Below are 19,316 nucleotides of genomic sequence, written 5' to 3'. Positions count from 1 at the left end.
CAAATATTTAATTATCTTTTCTATAGTTTTTATATCTGCCAATTGCTCCAAATGCTAAAATCATCACGATAATTGCCACAAACATAACGATGAGCCATGGATTCTCCTGTGCTGTTTTCTTGACAATCTCAAAAATGGTTAATTTAACTTTTTCTTTCTCTTTTTCATTTCCAATGCTGCCACCTTCCGTAGACCCACCAGAAGCTTGTATCACTTCCTCTTTTTCAATCTGATTTTGTTCATCCTGTTGCACCATCAACACGTTTTCAGGTGTTTTTCCTTCACTTTGCGTCATAGCCGTCGGATTGGTTACAGTGGTCTTGTCACCGGTTTCGTGAGCACCCTCATGATCTCCGCTGTCGCTGCCCTTTCCGATTCCATCTCCAGTTCCGCCTCCTTCACCAGTTTTCCCAAAATCATCGTTGCCATTGCCGTTACCTGTGCCGCTACCTTTCCCATGCCCGCCTTTGCCGGACTGATTATCTGGCTTTGGTTCTGGTTTTGGCTCCGGCTTTACCCCAACCATCTTAAAGTTGGCCGTTAACACTGCATTTCCGTCACCTAAAGTAAGGTTGCTTTCTGAAATAGTTCCCTTTCCATTTCCATCAAGGCTTAAAGAATCTAGTTCATATTTAGCTGTTTCTGTTGCCGCATTCGGCGTAACAGTAACCGCTACTGCCTTGCCCTGTACCAAATAAGCGGTCTCCATTTCTCCCTTGATAGAAGCTGTCCCCCCTGTTCTAGAACTTATGGTAACCTTATAAACGGAATCATTTCCCTTGCCAAAGGTCGGATAAAGATCTCCTTGTGTCCAAACATTTTTATGAGGCATGTTGTTTCCCCCATCTAGCAAGTAGGCAATCTTTCCTCCTGTAAATGCTTTTTCTGGCTGAGCCATCGGCTCTGGATTCTCTGCGGATAAGGATACGCCTCTTTCCGAAAGGACTTCTTCTGTTCCCATCAGGGACCCAAGAAGGCCCAAAGTTCTGCTTCTTACAATCTCTGTACTGTAATAATAACTGTTTTTAAGGGTTACACCTGTTGCATTGTTGCACAGTCCATCCACTTTGCTGTCTTTGTTGTACCAATAGCAGTTTTCAATAGTGGTAGGCGTATCTGCTCGATCGTAGTTGCTACAAATCCCATAGGTTGTGGAACCGGTAAGCATTGCCACACTATAACAGTTTTCTATTTTTTCAAGTCCTACTCCCGCGATTCCGCAGGCAGTGCCGTTACAGGTTACAGCTCCCGTGTTGCTGCATTTGGAAATCTTGCCACCTGTATCTACTTTACGTCCTAATATTCCCGCAGCATAACTTCCTGTTGAAACTACTTCCCCCATGTTTATACATTCAGATATTGTCACCAAACGCTCATCTTCAGCGATTCCCAACATACCACCAGCAACTGCAACAGAACCACTTCCTATAATCTTGCCATTATTTTTGCAATGGTCAATCAATATATGTCCCTCACTAATGCCTCCTGTGATGCCTCCAACATTCTTATATCCTGCAACTTCCCCACTATTTTCACAGAATAAAATGGATCTTTGACCAGGTGTGTTATTTCTTCCTTTGAAGAACCCTACAATACCACCAGAATCTCCATGCTCAGAAGAAATATTTCCGGTATTTTTACAATTATCCAAAGTCAAAGGAATAATAATCATCCCCACAATCCCGCCAGCCTGCTGGTCTCCCTGAATCTTTCCGCTGTTGCTGGAATTTTGGATTTGGCTTGCATGACCATTCCAATCTTTTTTATTCGATCCAATAATACCGCCTGCAACGCCGTTTTCACTGATTACCTCTCCTGCATTCTTGCACCCACTTATGGAAGCATTATCTAGATTTATACTTCCTGTCACACCTCCAACAGCATTGTGACCGGAAATGCGACTGCTTTCGTCTACTGTGCAGTCTTTTAAATAACCTATGGTTTCTCCCGCAATTCCACCTACTGCCTCAGCATTTCCTCCTTCAATGGTTAAATTCCTTGCATGACAACTCTTGATTACTCCCTTGTTCGTATTGACTAGTCCGCCAAAAGTATCGGTGTCTTTTGCCATCATGTTTCCTGAAACGGTCACATTATTGAGGCTCCCACTTTGTCCAATATATCCGAATAATGGCATGTTTCCATCTTTGACCATAATTGTATGTCCATTGCCGTCAAAGCTCCCTTCAAATGGACAGCTTTGACTTCCTATGGAACGAGTCCAACCATCTAATGTGATATCCTCTCCCAAATTCAGCTTTTTACCTAAATAACTCTCCCCATTCCGTACATTTTCTGACAGTTTTTCAAACAATCCTGCATCTGTTATGTCTTTTAGTTTTTCATCTTCTATATTATAAGTAGTCTTCCAGTGAGCATACAGAGTAATGGTTTTTCCCTCATCTTCTTCCTTTAAAGGTTCATTAAAGTTCCATTCCATCCATCTCACCGGATCCGTTGACCAACCCAAGAATACATGAGACTGTTCAATGTCATTTTGATCCTTTGTAGACCCCCATGTTGGATTTTCAGGTTTAGTTACTTTATCTCCTATAATAAGCTTCTGCTCTGGGGGAGTAGTGCTAGCCCCATCTCCTGCCTTTGGTCCGTTCAGATTAAATCGAATAGTTGTTTTTTCTTTGTATTTTGCATAAATAGTTGTATCCTCAGTAATCAAAGTGTCAAAATTAAACGCTGTATTCAAATCTGCATCTATATACCATCCTACGAAAGCATATTGCTTACCCTCGATTTCTTTGATTGGACTTTCATGTGGTTTCAACTCTAATGCTTTGGTTCCAAAAGGGATTTCTGTTTTTTTCAGCATTTCCTGATTGTCAATTTTCCCTCCTCTAAAGTCAAAGGTTACAGTAAATTTCTTGTCCGCCTTTTCAGCAAATGCAGCATGAATATTCATAGACTTTCCACTTGGCAATTGATAATTCAAAATTTCCTTTCCGCTACCGCTGTAAAGTACCTTTCCTGCTGTATCTACAACTTCAAACAAACTGATGATATGATTTCCTAACGGTTTTACTTCAATTGTCTGTTCTCCTTTAAAGGACTTATAATTTAGACCCTTTTCCAGCCCTGCACCTGAAACAATACCGGCTCCAGTTACGCTTAAACTAATTTCATACACTGAAGGATGTGTTTCATCTGCAAAAACCGGATGCTCTATGCCTTGACCCCATACATTACTATGTACTCCTGTTCCACCATCCATCAGATAGGCTGCCCGCCCACTTTCAAAGTCCTCCAGCTTCATGGCTTTACTATAAGCCGCATCTGCAAAAGACTTTCCCGATGTCAGATAGTAACAATTTGTAATGTTTTTGAAATTGGTCCCTGCAATGCCTCCTACGTTTACTGTAGATGGAGTTTCCATTATACCGGCATTATACGAATCCTTTACCTTAATCTTTCCAGGATTCTCTTGGACTCCAATTAATCCACCTATGCCCTTTGCTTCAGAAGCAGTGCTCTTTACCTTTCCCGTATTGTAACAAAGAGAAACAATAAATTCCTTTTCATCTACAGCACCTTGTGAAAGCCCTCCTAGAAGACCACCCGTTAAATCCTCTCCGGAAATCGTTCCTTGATTATACACTTTTTGCACACTTATAATATCTTGTCCATATCCAGCCAAACCGCCTACATAATTGGAACCTGCAACATTTGCCTCATTGGAACAGTTTTCTATGTTAGCTCCATAGTTTTCGCCCTGCTGCTGTTTGTTTTCGTAAAAACTTATTTTTCCAGAAATCCCGCCTACTTTATCTTCTCCTTTTATGCTTCCACTGACTTTGCAATCATTAAAATTTCCTCCATAAGTCTCTCCTGCAATACCGCCAACTTGGTCAGTACCAGTTACTGTTCCACTAAAGGTGGAGCCCAAGAAATTACTTTCGCCTGTGGTTCCTGCAATGCCACCAACTTGACTTATCCCTATTATCGTTCCGCTGACCTTTAAACTCGAAAGATTGTTAACCTGTAGGACCTTTCCACAACTTTGACCTGCCATTCCTGCAATACCACCAACGTAATTTCCACCTTCAATCTGTACTTCATTTAGAGTTAAATTCTTCACCTCAGCAAAGCTTATGTTACCGAACAAACCTGCATAATCTGTTTTTGCACTAATAGTCAGATTTTGAATAACATGACCATTTCCATCAAAATGTCCTGAAAAAGGAGCGGATGCGGTTCCGATTGGCGTCCATGAAGGAATATCCTTTAAATCCAAATCTGACTTTAAACAGAAATAACAGCCTTTATAGCTATTGCCTTCATTCACACACTCTGCTAGATACTGCAACATCTCAACAGAATCAATAATACATGGTTCTGATAAAGTACCTGCTGACATAGCATCTACTTCTTTCCACTGGGCATAAAGAACCGTATCCTCTTTTATGATATTATTAGAGAAATCCCATACTTTTCCCCCTACAGGTTCCGTATACCAGCCGCAAAATTTATACGCCGTATGTTTATCTTTATATACCCATTTTGGATTTTCAGGTTTGTTTACCTTTCCATTTGGCTCAATCTCCTGATCCTTAAACTGCTCTGGTATTTGTTCCTTTGACCAGCCTTCATGGTTTAGATTAAAACTTACAATGAATTTACCGTGGGTACTCCACTTTGCGGTTAAAGTTACATCCTCTGTTACCGCTTCTGAAAAGTTATATTTTTGATTTCCCACATACCAACCTCGAAAATCATAACCTGTTTTCTGAGGATTTACAGAAGGTTGTTTAAGCACTGTACCAAAAGGAATCTGTGCTGAAGGATCTGGATAATCTTCCCAATCTCCACCATCCAAATCATATTTTATGTTAACATTGCCTTCCCCTTTAGGTGCAAATATGGATAATATATTCACATCTGCCGTAGGCATATTAAAATAGATTTCTACTGTTCCAGCTCCTGTCCCTTGTGTTTCTACTGCTTTCCCGCTTTTAAACTCTGTCACCTTTAACTGTTTTAAAATGCAATTTTTCTCTGCGGATACTGTAACATCTACCTTTGTATTTGCTTTTACATATCTAAAGGATTTGTCATTTAAACCGCTTATAGTAATAGTACCATTTTCACCTTGTGTCATTGATAGCTTATATACCGCTTTATTCTCGCTGTCAGCAAAAATGGGAAAGCTCTCACCCTGACTCCAATATTCTGTACGTTGGGAATTATTTCCACAATCTAAGTTATAGGCTGCTTCCCCACTCTTAAAGAACAAAGCATTTTTTGCCTCTGCATTTATTTTGTCCACTGGTTCTGCAATGCTTTCATCTAAATAGTAGCAATTAGTATTGCCTGTATAACCTTTTCCTGTAATAGCTCCTGCATTTGCTCCAGAAATCTTTCCTGTATTATAACAGTAACTTAATGAATTTTGAGTATTTACGTTGCCTACTATTCCTCCTGCTTCTCCGTTTGATGCTGTTATATTAGCTGCATTAAACATTAAACAATAATCTCCGGAACGAGTATATTCCGGATTTAGCATAATACTTCCAATTATGCCACCTACTTTTGCAGTTCCGGATATTTTGCCGCTTTTTACCCCTAAACTTTTAAATTCACTACTGCCGCACCCAAATATGCCTCCTATGATTCCTCCTACATTACACTTCCCAATCACAGTTACATCTTCAAGATACAAATTCCTTACAGAAGGTTCTCTTGTTGTATATGACACATATCCAAATAATCCCTGATTATCCTTTTCAGGTTCATGGATTTTCAAGTTGGTAATGGTGTGATAATCACCATTAAAATTGCCCTGAAACGGATGTTCCTGTGTCCCTATGGGTGTCCATGATGGAATTTCTTTTAAATCGATATCCTTTCCTAATTTAAAATATTTGCCCTTATATCCTGAAACATTTCCACTGTTCACTCGTTCTGCCAGAAGCTTTAAGGTTTCTGCATCATTAATAATAAAAGGGTTTTCTTCTGTGCCGTTATTAAATGAATCCACCAGCTCCCATGCAGCATAAAGAGTTATTCTTCCACGCTGAGTAATTTCCTGATCTTTCTCCCATTTTGTTCCCTTGACTTTGCCTGTTTCTTTGTCTTGTTTTTCGGTATACCAGCCCAGCATCTTATATTCCATTCCTTCAGGAGTTGGTCTGCTTATTTCTTTCAACTGGAATTTCCCGCCAAAGGCAAAACGTGTAGGTTCTTCAGATTCAGCTCCATCATAGTTAGGATCAAAAGTTACATATAAAGCATCTTCACACCATATGGCGGTTAAGGTAAGATTTCCAGTCACTACACTATCAAAATCATAAGACTGTTCTTTCTCTGGCTGGGGATTTTCACCAACATACCATCCCATAAGCGTATATCCTTTTTTTTCAACTGAAGGTTCTTTTAAAACAGCACCATATTTTATACGTTCAGGCATTGTTCCCTTAGTAACAGTCCCTCCATTTAAACTCCAGACAACATTCAGTTCATCTGGAGCATTCTCACCTTTTTTCTCAAAAGTAGCTTCTGCACTTATATCCTTACCGGGATTTTTAAAAGTGAATATTATACTTCCGTCACCTTGATCTTCCCTGGATTTATTTATTTTATTTCCATTACCGTCATTTAGGCTAAGTAGTTTTAAAATGTAGCCTTCATCTGGTTTTACTTTGACAGTAAGGTCTTTCTTTACCAGATATTGCTCCGATTCTGTACTGTTTTCCAGCATGATAGATCCACCAGTAGTCTGCTCTTCTGCTTTATTAATCTTTAAGACAGCTTTGCATACCACAGGATGTTCATTATCCGCAAAAACAGGATATTCCTTGGCTTGACCCCAGATATCGGAATGACTTCCGTCTGCCTGTGTATTTAAAAGATAAGCCACCTCTCCGTTAGAAAAAGAAATCTCATCTTTGCCTATAGCATATTTTGTATCCACGGGATTTGCAATACAAGTATCTAAAAAATAGCAATGTATAACAGTGGTGTTATTATCTGTAACAATCCCACCTTTTGAATTCATTGAATCTATTTTCCCCCAATTATAGCATGATGTAACAATACTACTAGCGGATTTTCCTGCAATTCCTCCTGCATACTGTTTACTTGCACTAATGCTTCCTATATTATAATTATTACTGATGTTTGGACAATTGCTTAACTCTCCTACTACTCCTCCTGCATATTTAACTGCCTCTATCATTCCTATGTTTTTGCACTGCAATATTTCTGTTTGTTGAGCATAGGCAACAATTCCTCCCGCCCTAAAATTTGAAGCAGAAATATTTCCTTCGTTACTGCAATCCTTTATACTGCTATTTTGTAACTCACCACCAAAGCCACCTATTTTTGTTTTTCCATTTATCTCCTTAAGGTTTCGGCAAGATTTAATTTGTACAGCTTGCCCTTGACCAATTACTCCACCTATATATTGACCGTTTGTTACTTCTATTTCCCCATTATTCTGACAATCTGTAATGAAAATAATTTTATCTTCAGAAGCTTCTGCTATACCAATCACTCCACCAACATATTGACCGTTTATTTCTATTTCTCCATTGTTCTGACAGTTGGTAATGGAAACATTTTTCCCTTGCAAAGTTTGCCCTCTGCCTAAAATACCGCCAACCCACCAGCCTTTAATTTTTACCTTTCCATTATTTTGACAACCTGTAAGAGTAACATCCTTAGCTTGACCTAAAATTCCTCCTGAAGGGTAATTTTGAAAGTTTTCATTTGACCATCCTCCATCAATCTTTCCGGCATTTTTGCAATTTAAAAAGCTTCCTTCTTCAGCAGAACCAGCAATCCCCCCTGTTCCTCCCTTATGAATTAAATTTTTCTTTGCCTCTGAGGCAGAGGTAATGTTACCGTCATTACTGCAATCCGTAAAATTACTCTTTTCTACATAACCTACAAGACCTCCAGTATGAGTTTCATTTTTTTGAGCATCTGTAATTGAATTTAAAGTCATGATACTTACTGCATTACTGCAATTTGAAAATTTGCTCTCTTCTGCACAGCCTGCAAGGCCTCCTGCATATAAGTTTTTTTCTGATGTATTTCCCTCTATACTACCTTTTTCAGTCTTTACATTTTGAATAGTTGCCTTTTTGATATATCCAAAAAGCCCGATATATTCCAAGCTTGAAGTTTCGATTTTTAAGTTAGTTATTTTCTTGTCGCCCCCATCAAACACTCCGCCAAAAGGGTTTGCCGCCGTGCCTATAGGTATCCATTCTTCATTTTGCAAATTAATTTCTTTGGTCACGCTTATGCTTTTTCCTTCAAAGCTAGTTCCACTGTTGACCAATTCCCCCAATTTTTTTAATCCCTCTGTATCTTCAATAAAATATTCTTTTGATTTTGAGTTTGCATCATAATTCTTTATATTGACCGGTCCGCCTAATACCTCCTCAAGAACTTCCATAATTGGCTCAACAACTTTATCCTCAAGCAGTTCATTCAAGGTATCCTTTGATTCGGTTGGTTCAGTCTCAGTATTTATACTGCTGTCTGTTGTATTTTTATCTTCCCCAACAGCACTCCCTGTTGTTACTGTTGTATCAATACTGCTACTTGTTGTGTCTGTATTTTCTTTTAAACCCTCCTCAGCAGTAGATTCTTCTTTTTTCTCACTGTCAACTTTGCTCTCATTATTTTTGGTAATACTCCCATCCTTAGTGTCTGTTTCGGAGTTTGTACCTTCATTTATACCTTCTTTTTCACTTTTACTTTCATTAATCTCTATAGAAGGATTCGTCTCTTTTTCTTCATTTAATTGAATTTTTTCCGTCTCACCTGCCTGCACTGTGATATCGCTTTCTGCATAGCTCCATACTGCCGGCATCACTTGTCCCAAAAGCAAAGCCATACACAGCACTAAACTCAAAAGAAAGTTTCTCTTTCTATGCTTCATTGTTTTTACCATCCTCTACTTAAAATAAGGATGTGTCCGTCACCTTAGGCGGGGGGGCACATCCTTCTCTGATTTTGTACAGTTGCTCAGATTATCCTATCTATCAATCCTTATTGTACAACATAGAAATGATCATAATCATTTCCAAAAGTCAGCACACCTCCGCTGGAAGCCATACCCTGCAATGCATAGGTATCTCCCGGTGTCTGCCATACTTTTGTTCCATTGCTTCCATTGAAACAATAGCCTGCTCCAGTCCCAGAATTTGTATTAAAATACAGGTAATCTACTCCACCGTTTGTATATACCAATACAGAACTTTGTACTGGTCCTGGTGTTGCTACGGTAGAAACTTCATGGTTTCCTGTTTTGGCTACCTTCTGAACACCTCCAGCACTAAATCCACTGTAGTATCCTACATAGATATTATCTCCTACTACCGTTGGGGTAGAAGTAGAAGTTCCTGCTAGCTGAGCTTTCCAGTCTAAGGTTGGTGTTCCTGCTCCAGGAGTAAAGCTCCATAAATAACCACCCTGGCTGGTAAAGTAAAGATGTCCGTCTACCAAAGAAATGGTGCTGCGCACATTCCCTGATTCTACTCCACCTATAGTGGATAAATTAATAACGCTTCCTTCTGAATTATTATCAAAATTATTACCTACTGGACGAGCATATAGATAGCCTTTATCTCCACCAAAGTAAACATACGATCCATCTACAACAGCACCAGCCCAATAAAAACCACCGTTACCTGGATTAAATTCTTTTAACTCTTCATTATCCATGTCATACTGATAATATGTTCCTGCATTTCCTGACCATGTTCCAAAATACAGATAAGCCCCATTCTTTACTATAGGAGTATTGATCTGTGCATTGTTTGGCACGGCTAAAGACCATTCTGTAGTAGGTTCTCCGTCAATATTTGTTACTTTTGTAATAGAACTGTTCTGTTCATACAACTGGCAATATTCAATCTCCACTGTATTGCTGTCATTTCCTGAAATTTCATAGGTAAATTCCAGCGTATTATTTATCCCAGTATTTACAGCGGATTCTGCCGTAGATTGGAAATTATCATTCAGATAGTAATGTCCATCGATTAGGCTAGAAGCGTTTAATGTCTTACTTCCTACTATAGTACCGTTAAGCTTAGCAGTAATAATCATATTTACATTGCTTCCGTTGATTTTTACTCCAGTGGCAGAACGATGAGTCTCACCACTAGTTAAATTAGTATTTGTCTGAGTCAAAGTAACAGTTTGGTTACCTGAAACAACAACCTTACCATTTTCCAAATTTGTTCCTGCAGAAGATACAGACCAATCTGTGATTGCTCCTCCAGTCAATGTCAGCTCATCGTTATTTGCTTTCTGATTAAATCCGGATGCCCCCACATAGATGCATCGGTTTTCAGTATCCAGGTAAGGAGAAGATAGTTGGAATCCTGAACTTTGGGTAATCTGCTTTTCCCATACTACCTGTGGAGTAGATGCCGTACAGTCAATTTTAGCTAGTCTGCCGCCCCCCTTATCATTTGCAACTTTATATCCGTCATAAAGTATATAAGCAAAGGTATTTCCATTTCTGGTTTCCATAACAGCTGCTGAATCCACACCATCCCAACCGGATCCATTTTTCGGCAGATCAATACGTGTGACATTTGGACTTCCGTTGGTTGGTGCTGCATTGATAATCCCGTTGTGAATATCATTTCCCTGATAGGTTGGCCAGTCTGCAGCATAGGCAGTCAGCCCCATGCTCATGACCATAGCTATAATCATAAGCACCGCTAATGGTTTTCTTAACTTTAATTTCATCATTTCTTTTGGTCCTCCTTTAATTTAAGATGATAAGATAAATATCCATACAGCAAAATTGCCGTACTTCTTTTTTTTATGACAATCACCCCCTTTGCTTTATATAAACAAAATTTGCTTTCTAATTAAACACAAAAAAAGACCGTGGCGAAATATGCCACAGTCCGTTTTCACTGTTTTTCTTTAATGTATTCTAAAAAATGTTTTTAAAAATACTATCCCCTGGTCATTTACCTCGTAACCGGTTTTGAATCTCATCCATGCAGGTCTTCTGACTTACGTATCTACATTCTTGTCCTCCTTCCCAAAAGTTTTATTTGCTTCCAGTGGTCGTTTTTCATCTTGCAAATGAATGGTCAAGAACTCCTCGTTTACAGCGGCGGGTCCGTGCCGGACTTTCACCGGCTTCCCTCTTAGCTGTCGGCTTCCGCCGGCAGACATAGATTTTTATTTAATTTTTACTTTATTGCTTTTGTCGAATTTTGTATTATAATGTCGAAACTTCATAAATATATACAAATTGGAAATATTTATGTTATTTTCAACTATCATATCACTTTAATTCTCATATTTCAACATTTTTCTTAAAATAAAAAAATATACAATTAGTCTAAAATTTTACTACAATTTAATGTACAATATAGATGTATGGATGGGGGTGATTTCTATGAAGGATATAGAGAATAAAATTAAAGATGCATATAAAGAATCTAAACATATTTATGACGATGTTTTGACTGCAAATAGTTTCTGGTCAAAAGCCTATAATAAATTGGCTTGGGGTATGAAAGATGAGGATTACGTACCAACACTGCTTTCTTTTATTCCAAATGACTTCAATGGTAAAATGCTTGATGTACCAGTAGGAACAGCAGTATTTACTTCAAGTAAATATAAAACGATTAAAAACGCTGATATTACTGCATTAGACTATTCTACCGATATGCTCTCGCAGGCAGAAAAACGTTTCAAAGACTTGAAAATCAACAATATTAAATGTGTACAAGGGGATGTGTCCAATCTGCCTTTTGAAACAGGTAGTTTTGATTTGGTTCTTTCCATGAATGGATTTCATGCATTTCCTAACAAGGAAACTGCATTTAAAGAAACTGCAAGAGTTCTTAAAAAAGACGGTATATTTTGTGGTTGTTTTTACATTAGCGGAGAACGTAAAACAACAGATTTTATAGTAACTAAAGTCCTAATGCCCAAAGGATGGTTTACACCACCATTTTATACTAAAGATGAAGTACCCAAAATACTTGATAAATTATACACAAAAATGGAGATTTATATTATGAAATCTATCGTGTATTTTAGATGTATCAAATAAAGGTATACAATAAAAGGAGGAAACGATTTCCTCCTTTTAATATTGATTAACACTGTATTCGATTTATAAATACAAGTGCAATCCTATCTTAAATTAAATTTATCTACCAGACTCTTCAACATCTGTGCCTGTGCATTTAATTCTTCACTGGTTGCCGCACTTTCCTCCGCTGTTGCAGAATTAGTTTGAACTACAAATGAGATTTGATCAACACCCTGGGTTACCTGGCTTATTGCATCAGCCTGTTCAACAGATGCCGCAGTTATTTTCTGTAATTGCTCTGTTACGCCACTAGACTTTTCCACAATTACTTCTAGTGATTTAGCTGTAGCATCCGCAATTCCCGTACCATATTTAACTGCGGAAACAGCACTTTCAATTAAAGTTGTTGTATTCTTAGCTGCCTCTGCCGACTTTTGTGCTAAATTACGTACTTCATCTGCAACAACAGCAAATCCTTTTCCAGCTTGTCCGGCACGAGCAGCTTCTACGGCTGCATTTAGTGCCAATATATTTGTTTGGAAAGCAATATCTTCTATGGTATTTATAATTTTACCGATTTCCCCAGAGGTTTCTGATATTTCAGTCATAGCCTGGGTCATCTTCAGCATGTGCTGATTACCATTTTGAACTTCCTCGCTTGTTTCATTTGAAAGCTGATTTGCAACTTTTGAAATGTCTGCATTAGTAGTTACCTTATCAGAAATCTCCATTATAGTTGCTGACAACTCCTCAATGCTGCTTGCTTGCTCCATAGTTCCCTGTGAAAGAGCCTGTGCTCCAGATGACATTTGATCTGCACCTACAGAAACTTGTTCTGCCGCCTGATTAATCTGTTCTAAAGTCTCATTTAAATCATCTGACACCTTTTCTAATGACTGCTGTAGTTCTGCAAAATCCCCAGGGTATGTTATCATTGCTTTCATAGTCAAATCACCATTTGCAATTCCTGTAAGCTGTCTGGCTAAATCTACAATTATATCATTTAAATCCTTAACGATTTTTCCCGTTGCTTCTGCCAGTATACCTGTTTCATCCTTAGTTGTTATCTCAGGTACCTCTGTTTTAAGGTCTCCCTCAGCCAATTGTTTTAATCGATCTACGCAAATTTTAATTGGATTTGAAATCTTATTTGCTACCTTAATAGCAATAATTGCGGCTATTACCATAGACACCACCAATAAAATGCCAGTAGCTATTAGGGATCGCATCGTTGCTGACATAAAGTCTTTTAGTGGAGCTGAAATGCCTATGGTCCATCCTTCCCTGCTTTCTACTGGCTCATAAGCAAGAATTCTTTTATCTCCATTAATTTTATATGTATCAAAACCACCTTTTCCTGATTTCATCTTCGCATGTAAATCCGCCTGTTCTTTAAGGCTGGAATCCGTCTTTGCCATTTTTTCTATGTTTTCATTATTTTTAATGGTATCTAAATCAACGTCAGCTATTGTATCACCTTCTGCATCTATCATATATGCCTCTGAATGTTTACTAATATTAATTGATGCCATTATATCATTCAAGAATGTTTCTTTTGGAATAAAATAAACAACCCCTACTACTTTGGTCCCTGGGATTCCAGATTCCCAAAGGGGTGCCGCTATAACTATAGTAAGCTCTCCAGTTGTTTTACTTATAAGCGGTGTGGAAATAAATGCTTTACCATCCATACCCATTTGAAAGTATTCTCTATCACTATAATCTTTGCCATCAAAGATACTTTTTCCAGTTGCATCTAAAATATTTCCTCTTTGAAATCCATAAGTTTTAGCCTTTTGATCTATTAAATTTTCCTTGTCCGTAATTGGGGTTTCTGAATTTGCAAGCCTGGCAACACTTCCTGCCTCAATAGCTATATTCTGATACGAAACCAATTCTTTTGAAACACGATCTGATGCCAGTTTAGAGGATTCTAGCATAACCTGTTCCAGTAAACTAACTGTACTATTATAATTCAATAAAATAGAAGTTCCTCCTACTATAACCAGAGAAACTGAAACTAATAGTATAATTGCTGTAAGTATTTTCGATTTGATAGTATTCATGTCGGCTACCTCCACCATGCTAAAAACTAATTAATATTAGTCTACAATACCATAATGTGGGGATTCCTACAACATTTTTCGACATTATATTCTATATTATTTTAATATTTGATAAATAGGTTTTACTTATACAAAAATCTAGCTGCGCTCCTCCTATAAAAAAAACGGTATAGCCATATAGCTATACCGTAGTTCTTATATTTCCTAATTACCCATTAATTCTAGGCTGTGCGCTCTTCTTATCCTCTTTAATCAACTCTGAAAAAGAAGTTGCAAGACCAGCTATTCCCTGAATGTCTGAAGGAATAATAATTTTCGTTGCTTTTCCGTCTGCTGCTGCTACAAAAGCTTCTAAGCTCTTTATAGCAAGAACTTCCTTAGTTGGAGCGGAGTCAACAATCATTTTGATACCATCCGCTGTAGCCTTCTGCACCATAAGAATTGATTCTGATTCAGCTTCAGCTGCACGGATAACTGACTGCTTCTGAGCTTCTGCTTCAAGAATTACCGCTTCTTTATGACCTTCCGCAATAAGGATAGCTGAGTTCTTTTCACCCTCTGCACGAATAATAGCTTCTCTTCTTTCTCTTTCTGCTCTCATCTGCTTTTCCATGGCAACCTGAATATCTCTTGGAGGGGTAATGTTCTTTACCTCTACACGGTTAATTTTGATTCCCCATGCATCTGTAGCTTCATCAAGTACCACTCTTATTTTCCCATTTATATGTTCACGACTGGTAAGCGTACCATCCAGTTCAAGTTCACCAATAATATTTCTAAGTGTAGTAGCCGTTAAATTTTCAATTGCAGCCATTGGATTTTCAACACCATAAGCATAAAGTTTTGAATCTGTTATTTGAAAATATATAACGGTATCAATCTCCATAGTTACATTATCTTTTGTGATAACTGGCTGAGGTGGGAAATCAATAACGTGTTCCTTTAAGGACACTTTTCTTGAAATCTTATCAATAAGAGGTATTTTAAAATGAAGACCTACCTGCCAAGTAGCATTGTATGCACCCAATCTTTCCACAACATAGGCTTTAGCCTGAGGTACAACTCGAATATTAGTAACCAGTAAAAGAATAATAATTATTAATAATAATAATCCTCCAATATAACCAAACATAATTTTTTCCTCCCAAATTTAACCCTTTTATTTTTCAGCATTCTGCTCTGTTGCCGGTATGACTACAAGCTTTACGCCTTCAATGCTGCGAACTATTACCTTTAAATCCTTGTCCATTAGCAGTTCTCGATTTTCAGCAATAGCAGTCCATTCTTTACCTTCAATTTTCACTTGTCCTGTAGAAAATGGTTCAATAGTTTTTGTAACAAACCCAATTTCTCCAATTAAAGCATCCGAATTTGTCTTTTCAACTGCAACATTCAATTTTCTTTGTGCGATAGGTCTTGTAAAATACAATAAAACTATTGACACAATTAAAAACAACGCAAACTGTACTCCCAGCGGAGCACCAACCATGGCCACTAATGCAGCTACTACAGCCCCACCACAAAACCAAATAGTAGTGAGTCCCATAGTTACAGCTTCAATAACTCCAAATACTATAGCAACAATTACCCATATAACAGGCCAATTTCCTATAATGAATCCTGCTCCCGATTCTAATGACACATGCTTTCCCCCTTTCGATACAACGTTATGTTAATTATATCACAACTATATTAATAACTCCATCAAATCTTTTCCAGACAAACTAGTTATAAAATTGTGATTTTCAGTAACAATAGCCTCTGCCAAATCCTTTTTACTTTCCTGAAGTTTTAATATTTTTTCTTCTATTGTTCCCTCTGCAATGATTTTGTAAACCTGAAGCTTTTTCTGCTGCCCAATTCTATGTGCCCGGTCTGTTGCCTGATTTTGTGCTGCAATGTTCCACCATGGATCATAATGAATAACCACATCGGCAGCAGTTAAGTTTAATCCTGTACCTCCTGCTTTTAGAGAAATTAAAAATACTTTTACATGCTCCTCATTTTCCTGCAATCCTTCAGACTCATTATTAAAATCTTCCACTAATTGTGCACGTTTTTCTTTGGACGTACTTCCTGTAAGCTTGTAATATGCTATCTTTTTACTCCTTAGTTCTCCCTCTATAATTTCCAGCATAGAAGTAAACTGCGAAAAGACAAGCAATTTATGTCCTCCAGATATTGCTTCCTCAATGATTTCAATACAAGCATCCAGCTTATTGCTTCCCTGCCTGTAATCTTCATAGCATAAAGCTGGGTGACAACAAATCTGCCTTAGCCTAGTCAATAGTGCTAGAATCGCAATCTTATTCGATTCAAATCCACCTTCTTTAATTTCTCTGCCAATTTCAAGTTTAGCTTTTGCTAGATTTGCCTTATATAATTTTTGTTGTTCCCCTTCCATCTTAGCGTAAATAACGGTTTCTGTCTTTTCAGGAAGTTCCTTTAATACATTTTTCTTTAAACGTCTTAGCATAAAAGGAGCTACTTGTCGTCTCAGAGACTCCATCTTTTCTTCGTCCTTATCCCTCACTATAGCCATCTCATATTTTTCCTTAAACTTGTTATATGAAAACAAATATTGAGGCATAAGAAAATCAAAAATACTCCAAAGTTCACTTAGTCGATTTTCAATAGGCGTTCCTGTCAATGCAAATCTCTGTTTGCTATTGATTAGTTTTACAGCTTTGGCATTTTGAGTAGAATAGTTTTTAATATATTGAGCTTCATCAATTATGCAATAATCAAACTGTATTTTCTGATAATGTTCTAAGTCTCTCCTAAGCAAATCATAAGATGTTAGTATTACAGTTTCACGTTTTGCTTCCTTTATCAGCTGCTTTCGCTCTCTTGCCGTACCTATTACTGAGACTACACTAATATCTGATGCAAATTTTTGAATTTCTCGTTCCCAATTTAAAACTAATGATGCTGGTGATATGACTAATGCAAGCCTCTTCTTTTCTTCATCTTTTATATGATCAGAACCATCACTCTCTTCCCCATTTGTTAGAGACTCGCCAGCATCCTTAAGTAAAGTAATAATTTGTAGTGTTTTCCCAAGACCCATTTCATCTGCCAATATACCGCAAAACCCAAATTGGGTCATAGTTTTCAGCCATTGGAAGCCCTCTTTTTGATAATCTCTTAATGTACCCGTTAATCCTGCGGGAATATCGTAGTCACTATCCTCTATGGCGCTCATACCTCTTATCAAACTTTTAAAATGTCCATCTCTATCAAATTTTATACTTTTAGAATTTTTTAAAGTACTATTTAAAAGTAATGCCTTGTATTTGGGGACTTCAAACGATCCTTTTTCTAAATCACTCTTTACTATTCCAAAATCATCAACAAATGAAAGCAATTCTGCAAATTCCTTGTCATTTAAATCTACAAACCCCCCATCTTTCATTCTGTAATATTTCTTTTTATGTCTATATTGTTCTAATGCTCCCATAAGCTCTGCTATGGGGAACTGATCTAAGTCAAAGTCTAATTTCAACAAGTCACTCTCAAGTTTTACACCTACAGAAGCCTTTGGAAGAACGGCATTCCCGATTCTTCTATATTTTTCAGTAGTAAATACACTTCCAATTTTAGTAAGACCTTTAGTTACTACATTCACAAATTCATAGATTCTCTCGTCGTTACCTGAAAAATATAGAATTCCAGACTTCTTTTCATAGCCATCAAAATACTTTGTCAGCAATATCCTTGCTCTGTCTTCTAAAACCAAATCTCTGACTGTTTTAGCACCTTCTAACGCTTTCTCCGTCTGCCCCCCTGCCCAAGATTCAAATACTTGTTCCTCCGATATAATATCAAATACAACGCCTTCATCATATTCACATAAAAGTTTTGATGTAATGGTGTCACTGTTGGGGCTGTCCAGATAAATCTTTACCTTACCTTTGTCTGGCATAAATTTTTCGAGAATCTCTCGTCCTGAAGAAATTTCAACATATTCCTGTACTTGCGATATAACATTAGCAAAAAACGCATTCATATCTTTTTCTGCTATATAAATCTTTCCATCCCCTAAATTTAGAATTTCAATAAAATTCTTCATTTTTTCTGTGAATTCTTTGCTTGTCTGCCAAAGTTCATAATCATCTGCAATATAAATGTATTCTTTACCTACGACAAAATCATACTCTGAACCTTTAATTAAATACTCGTTCAATGAAGTCTGTTCAACAGAAACTTCTAGTTTTGGTGTATATTCTGTTATTTTATATGAATTTTCACGTTTCCGTTTCCATCTGTCTTTTCCTTCACTGTAAGCATAGCGGCCTCTTAGATATTCTTGGCCTGCGATGTTTATTTCCTGGTCTTTCAAAAGATTCATTAATATATCTAGATTTTTAGGCCCTATCCTTATATTTCGTTTCGTATTATCATATCCAAAATTAGCATCAAAATAACTATCATTCCTATAGCTTTCGATTTCATTATATCTATCCATAATATAGGAAACTAATTTCTTAGAATAATCATCAAACATTGATAAATGATGGGTTAGCACAAGCTCTTTCCCATAAGTTACAGTTTCTTCCCGCTGCATACTTTCGCAAAAATTCTTTACATTTTTAATTACATATTGTCTTTTTCTACCTACCGTAAATGACAACTCAACTATATTTCTGCCTATAGTCAGCTTAGGGATCAATTTCACAGGTTCTGCCTCATTAATAGAGGTCTCAACCGCCAAAATGTTCTTATGTGTATATAAATCAATCAGCCTTAAAGCATTCCTATCCGACAATATATTTTTATTATCTTCGTTTTTCCCAAAACTTATTTGTGTAGTTTCCCTGCTATTTTCAGCATTTATCTCAATCAGTGTTCCAATGATGTGCTTACATGGTCCACTATTGCTCTGAAATGCAATGCAATCACAATCATATTTAACAATTTCTCCAAAAGCGTCACATATAATTTCCACATCATACAATTCGCTTCCACTTACTGTAGCGTAATAGTGTTCTAAATTTGTAAATTCATCAAGATGTTTATTAACAACTTGAACTTTTCCATATTTATAATACTTAAGACCTTTTTCATAAGTATTTATGTTTTTTGTTAATTTTTTTATTTTAATTAAATTCATTTAAAATTCCTTCTTTATTTTGATCTAATCAAAAATAAATATATTATTATGAAAAAAAAAGATTACCTATAACGTTTTATTATACTATAAGTAACCAAAT

7 protein-coding genes and 1 riboswitch are annotated in these 19,316 nt (G+C 37.1%); of the genes, 1 reads left to right on the top strand and 6 read right to left on the bottom strand.

The annotated features are described in order from the left end of the window. Positions 1–7: 7 nt before the first annotated feature. Together RTW14_RS07310 and RTW14_RS07305 are read right to left on the bottom strand one after the other, a co-directional pair. Positions 8–8,902, bottom strand: a complete 8,895-nt coding sequence (locus tag RTW14_RS07310) for an InlB B-repeat-containing protein (protein ID WP_312649052.1) — start codon at positions 8,900–8,902, stop codon at positions 8–10. Between the two features lie 110 nt (positions 8,903–9,012). After that, entirely contained in the window at positions 9,013–10,725 is a 1,713-nt protein-coding gene (locus tag RTW14_RS07305; protein WP_312649051.1) for a hypothetical protein, read from the bottom strand. A gap of 241 nt (positions 10,726–10,966) precedes the next feature. Continuing rightward, positions 10,967–11,180, bottom strand: a riboswitch (cobalamin riboswitch). 209 nt (positions 11,181–11,389) lie between these two features. Between RTW14_RS07305 and RTW14_RS07300 the strand changes: the two genes are divergently transcribed. Beyond that, entirely contained in the window at positions 11,390–12,055 is a 666-nt protein-coding gene (locus RTW14_RS07300; protein ID WP_312649050.1) for a class I SAM-dependent methyltransferase, read from the top strand. 83 nt (positions 12,056–12,138) lie between these two features. On the opposite strand, the gene RTW14_RS07295 is transcribed toward RTW14_RS07300, so the two are convergent. The 4 genes from RTW14_RS07295 to RTW14_RS07280 form a co-directional block, all read right to left on the bottom strand. Further along, positions 12,139–14,103 carry a methyl-accepting chemotaxis protein gene (locus tag RTW14_RS07295; RefSeq protein WP_312649049.1) on the bottom strand — a complete coding sequence of 655 codons (1,965 nt, stop codon included), beginning with the start codon at positions 14,101–14,103 and terminating at the stop codon, positions 12,139–12,141. 208 nt (positions 14,104–14,311) lie between these two features. After that, positions 14,312–15,235, bottom strand: a complete 924-nt coding sequence (locus RTW14_RS07290; RefSeq protein WP_312649048.1) for an SPFH domain-containing protein — start codon at positions 15,233–15,235, stop codon at positions 14,312–14,314. A 27-nt stretch (positions 15,236–15,262) separates the two neighbouring features. Continuing rightward, on the bottom strand, positions 15,263–15,745 hold the full coding sequence (locus RTW14_RS07285) for an NfeD family protein (protein WP_312649047.1): 483 nt from the start codon (positions 15,743–15,745) through the stop codon (positions 15,263–15,265). A gap of 45 nt (positions 15,746–15,790) precedes the next feature. Beyond that, the gene (locus RTW14_RS07280; protein ID WP_312649046.1) at positions 15,791–19,216 is read right to left on the bottom strand and encodes an SNF2 helicase associated domain-containing protein; all 3,426 of its coding nucleotides are present in this window, start codon (positions 19,214–19,216) and stop codon (positions 15,791–15,793) included. Between the last annotated feature and the right edge of the window lie 100 nt (positions 19,217–19,316).

The sequence above is a fragment of the Aminipila sp. genome, from assembly GCF_032051575.1.
Lineage (GTDB): Bacteria > Bacillota > Clostridia > Peptostreptococcales > Anaerovoracaceae > Aminipila.
Note: the sequence above shows the minus strand (reverse complement) of the source record. Positions and strands in the feature narration are given on the sequence as shown.

Bases quoted from the DNA above. Each gene is read 5' to 3' on its own strand.
- RTW14_RS07295 (WP_312649049.1), bottom strand. From the start codon at position 14,103: ATGAATACTATCAAATCGAAAATACTTACAGCAATTATACTATTAGTT.
- RTW14_RS07290 (WP_312649048.1), bottom strand. From the start codon at position 15,235: ATGTTTGGTTATATTGGAGGATTATTATTATTAATAATTATTATTCTT.
- RTW14_RS07310 (WP_312649052.1), bottom strand. From the start codon at position 8,902: ATGAAGCATAGAAAGAGAAACTTTCTTTTGAGTTTAGTGCTGTGTATG.
- RTW14_RS07305 (WP_312649051.1), bottom strand. From the start codon at position 10,725: ATGATGAAATTAAAGTTAAGAAAACCATTAGCGGTGCTTATGATTATA.
- RTW14_RS07280 (WP_312649046.1), bottom strand. From the start codon at position 19,216: ATGAATTTAATTAAAATAAAAAAATTAACAAAAAACATAAATACTTAT.
- RTW14_RS07300 (WP_312649050.1), top strand. From the start codon at position 11,390: ATGAAGGATATAGAGAATAAAATTAAAGATGCATATAAAGAATCTAAA.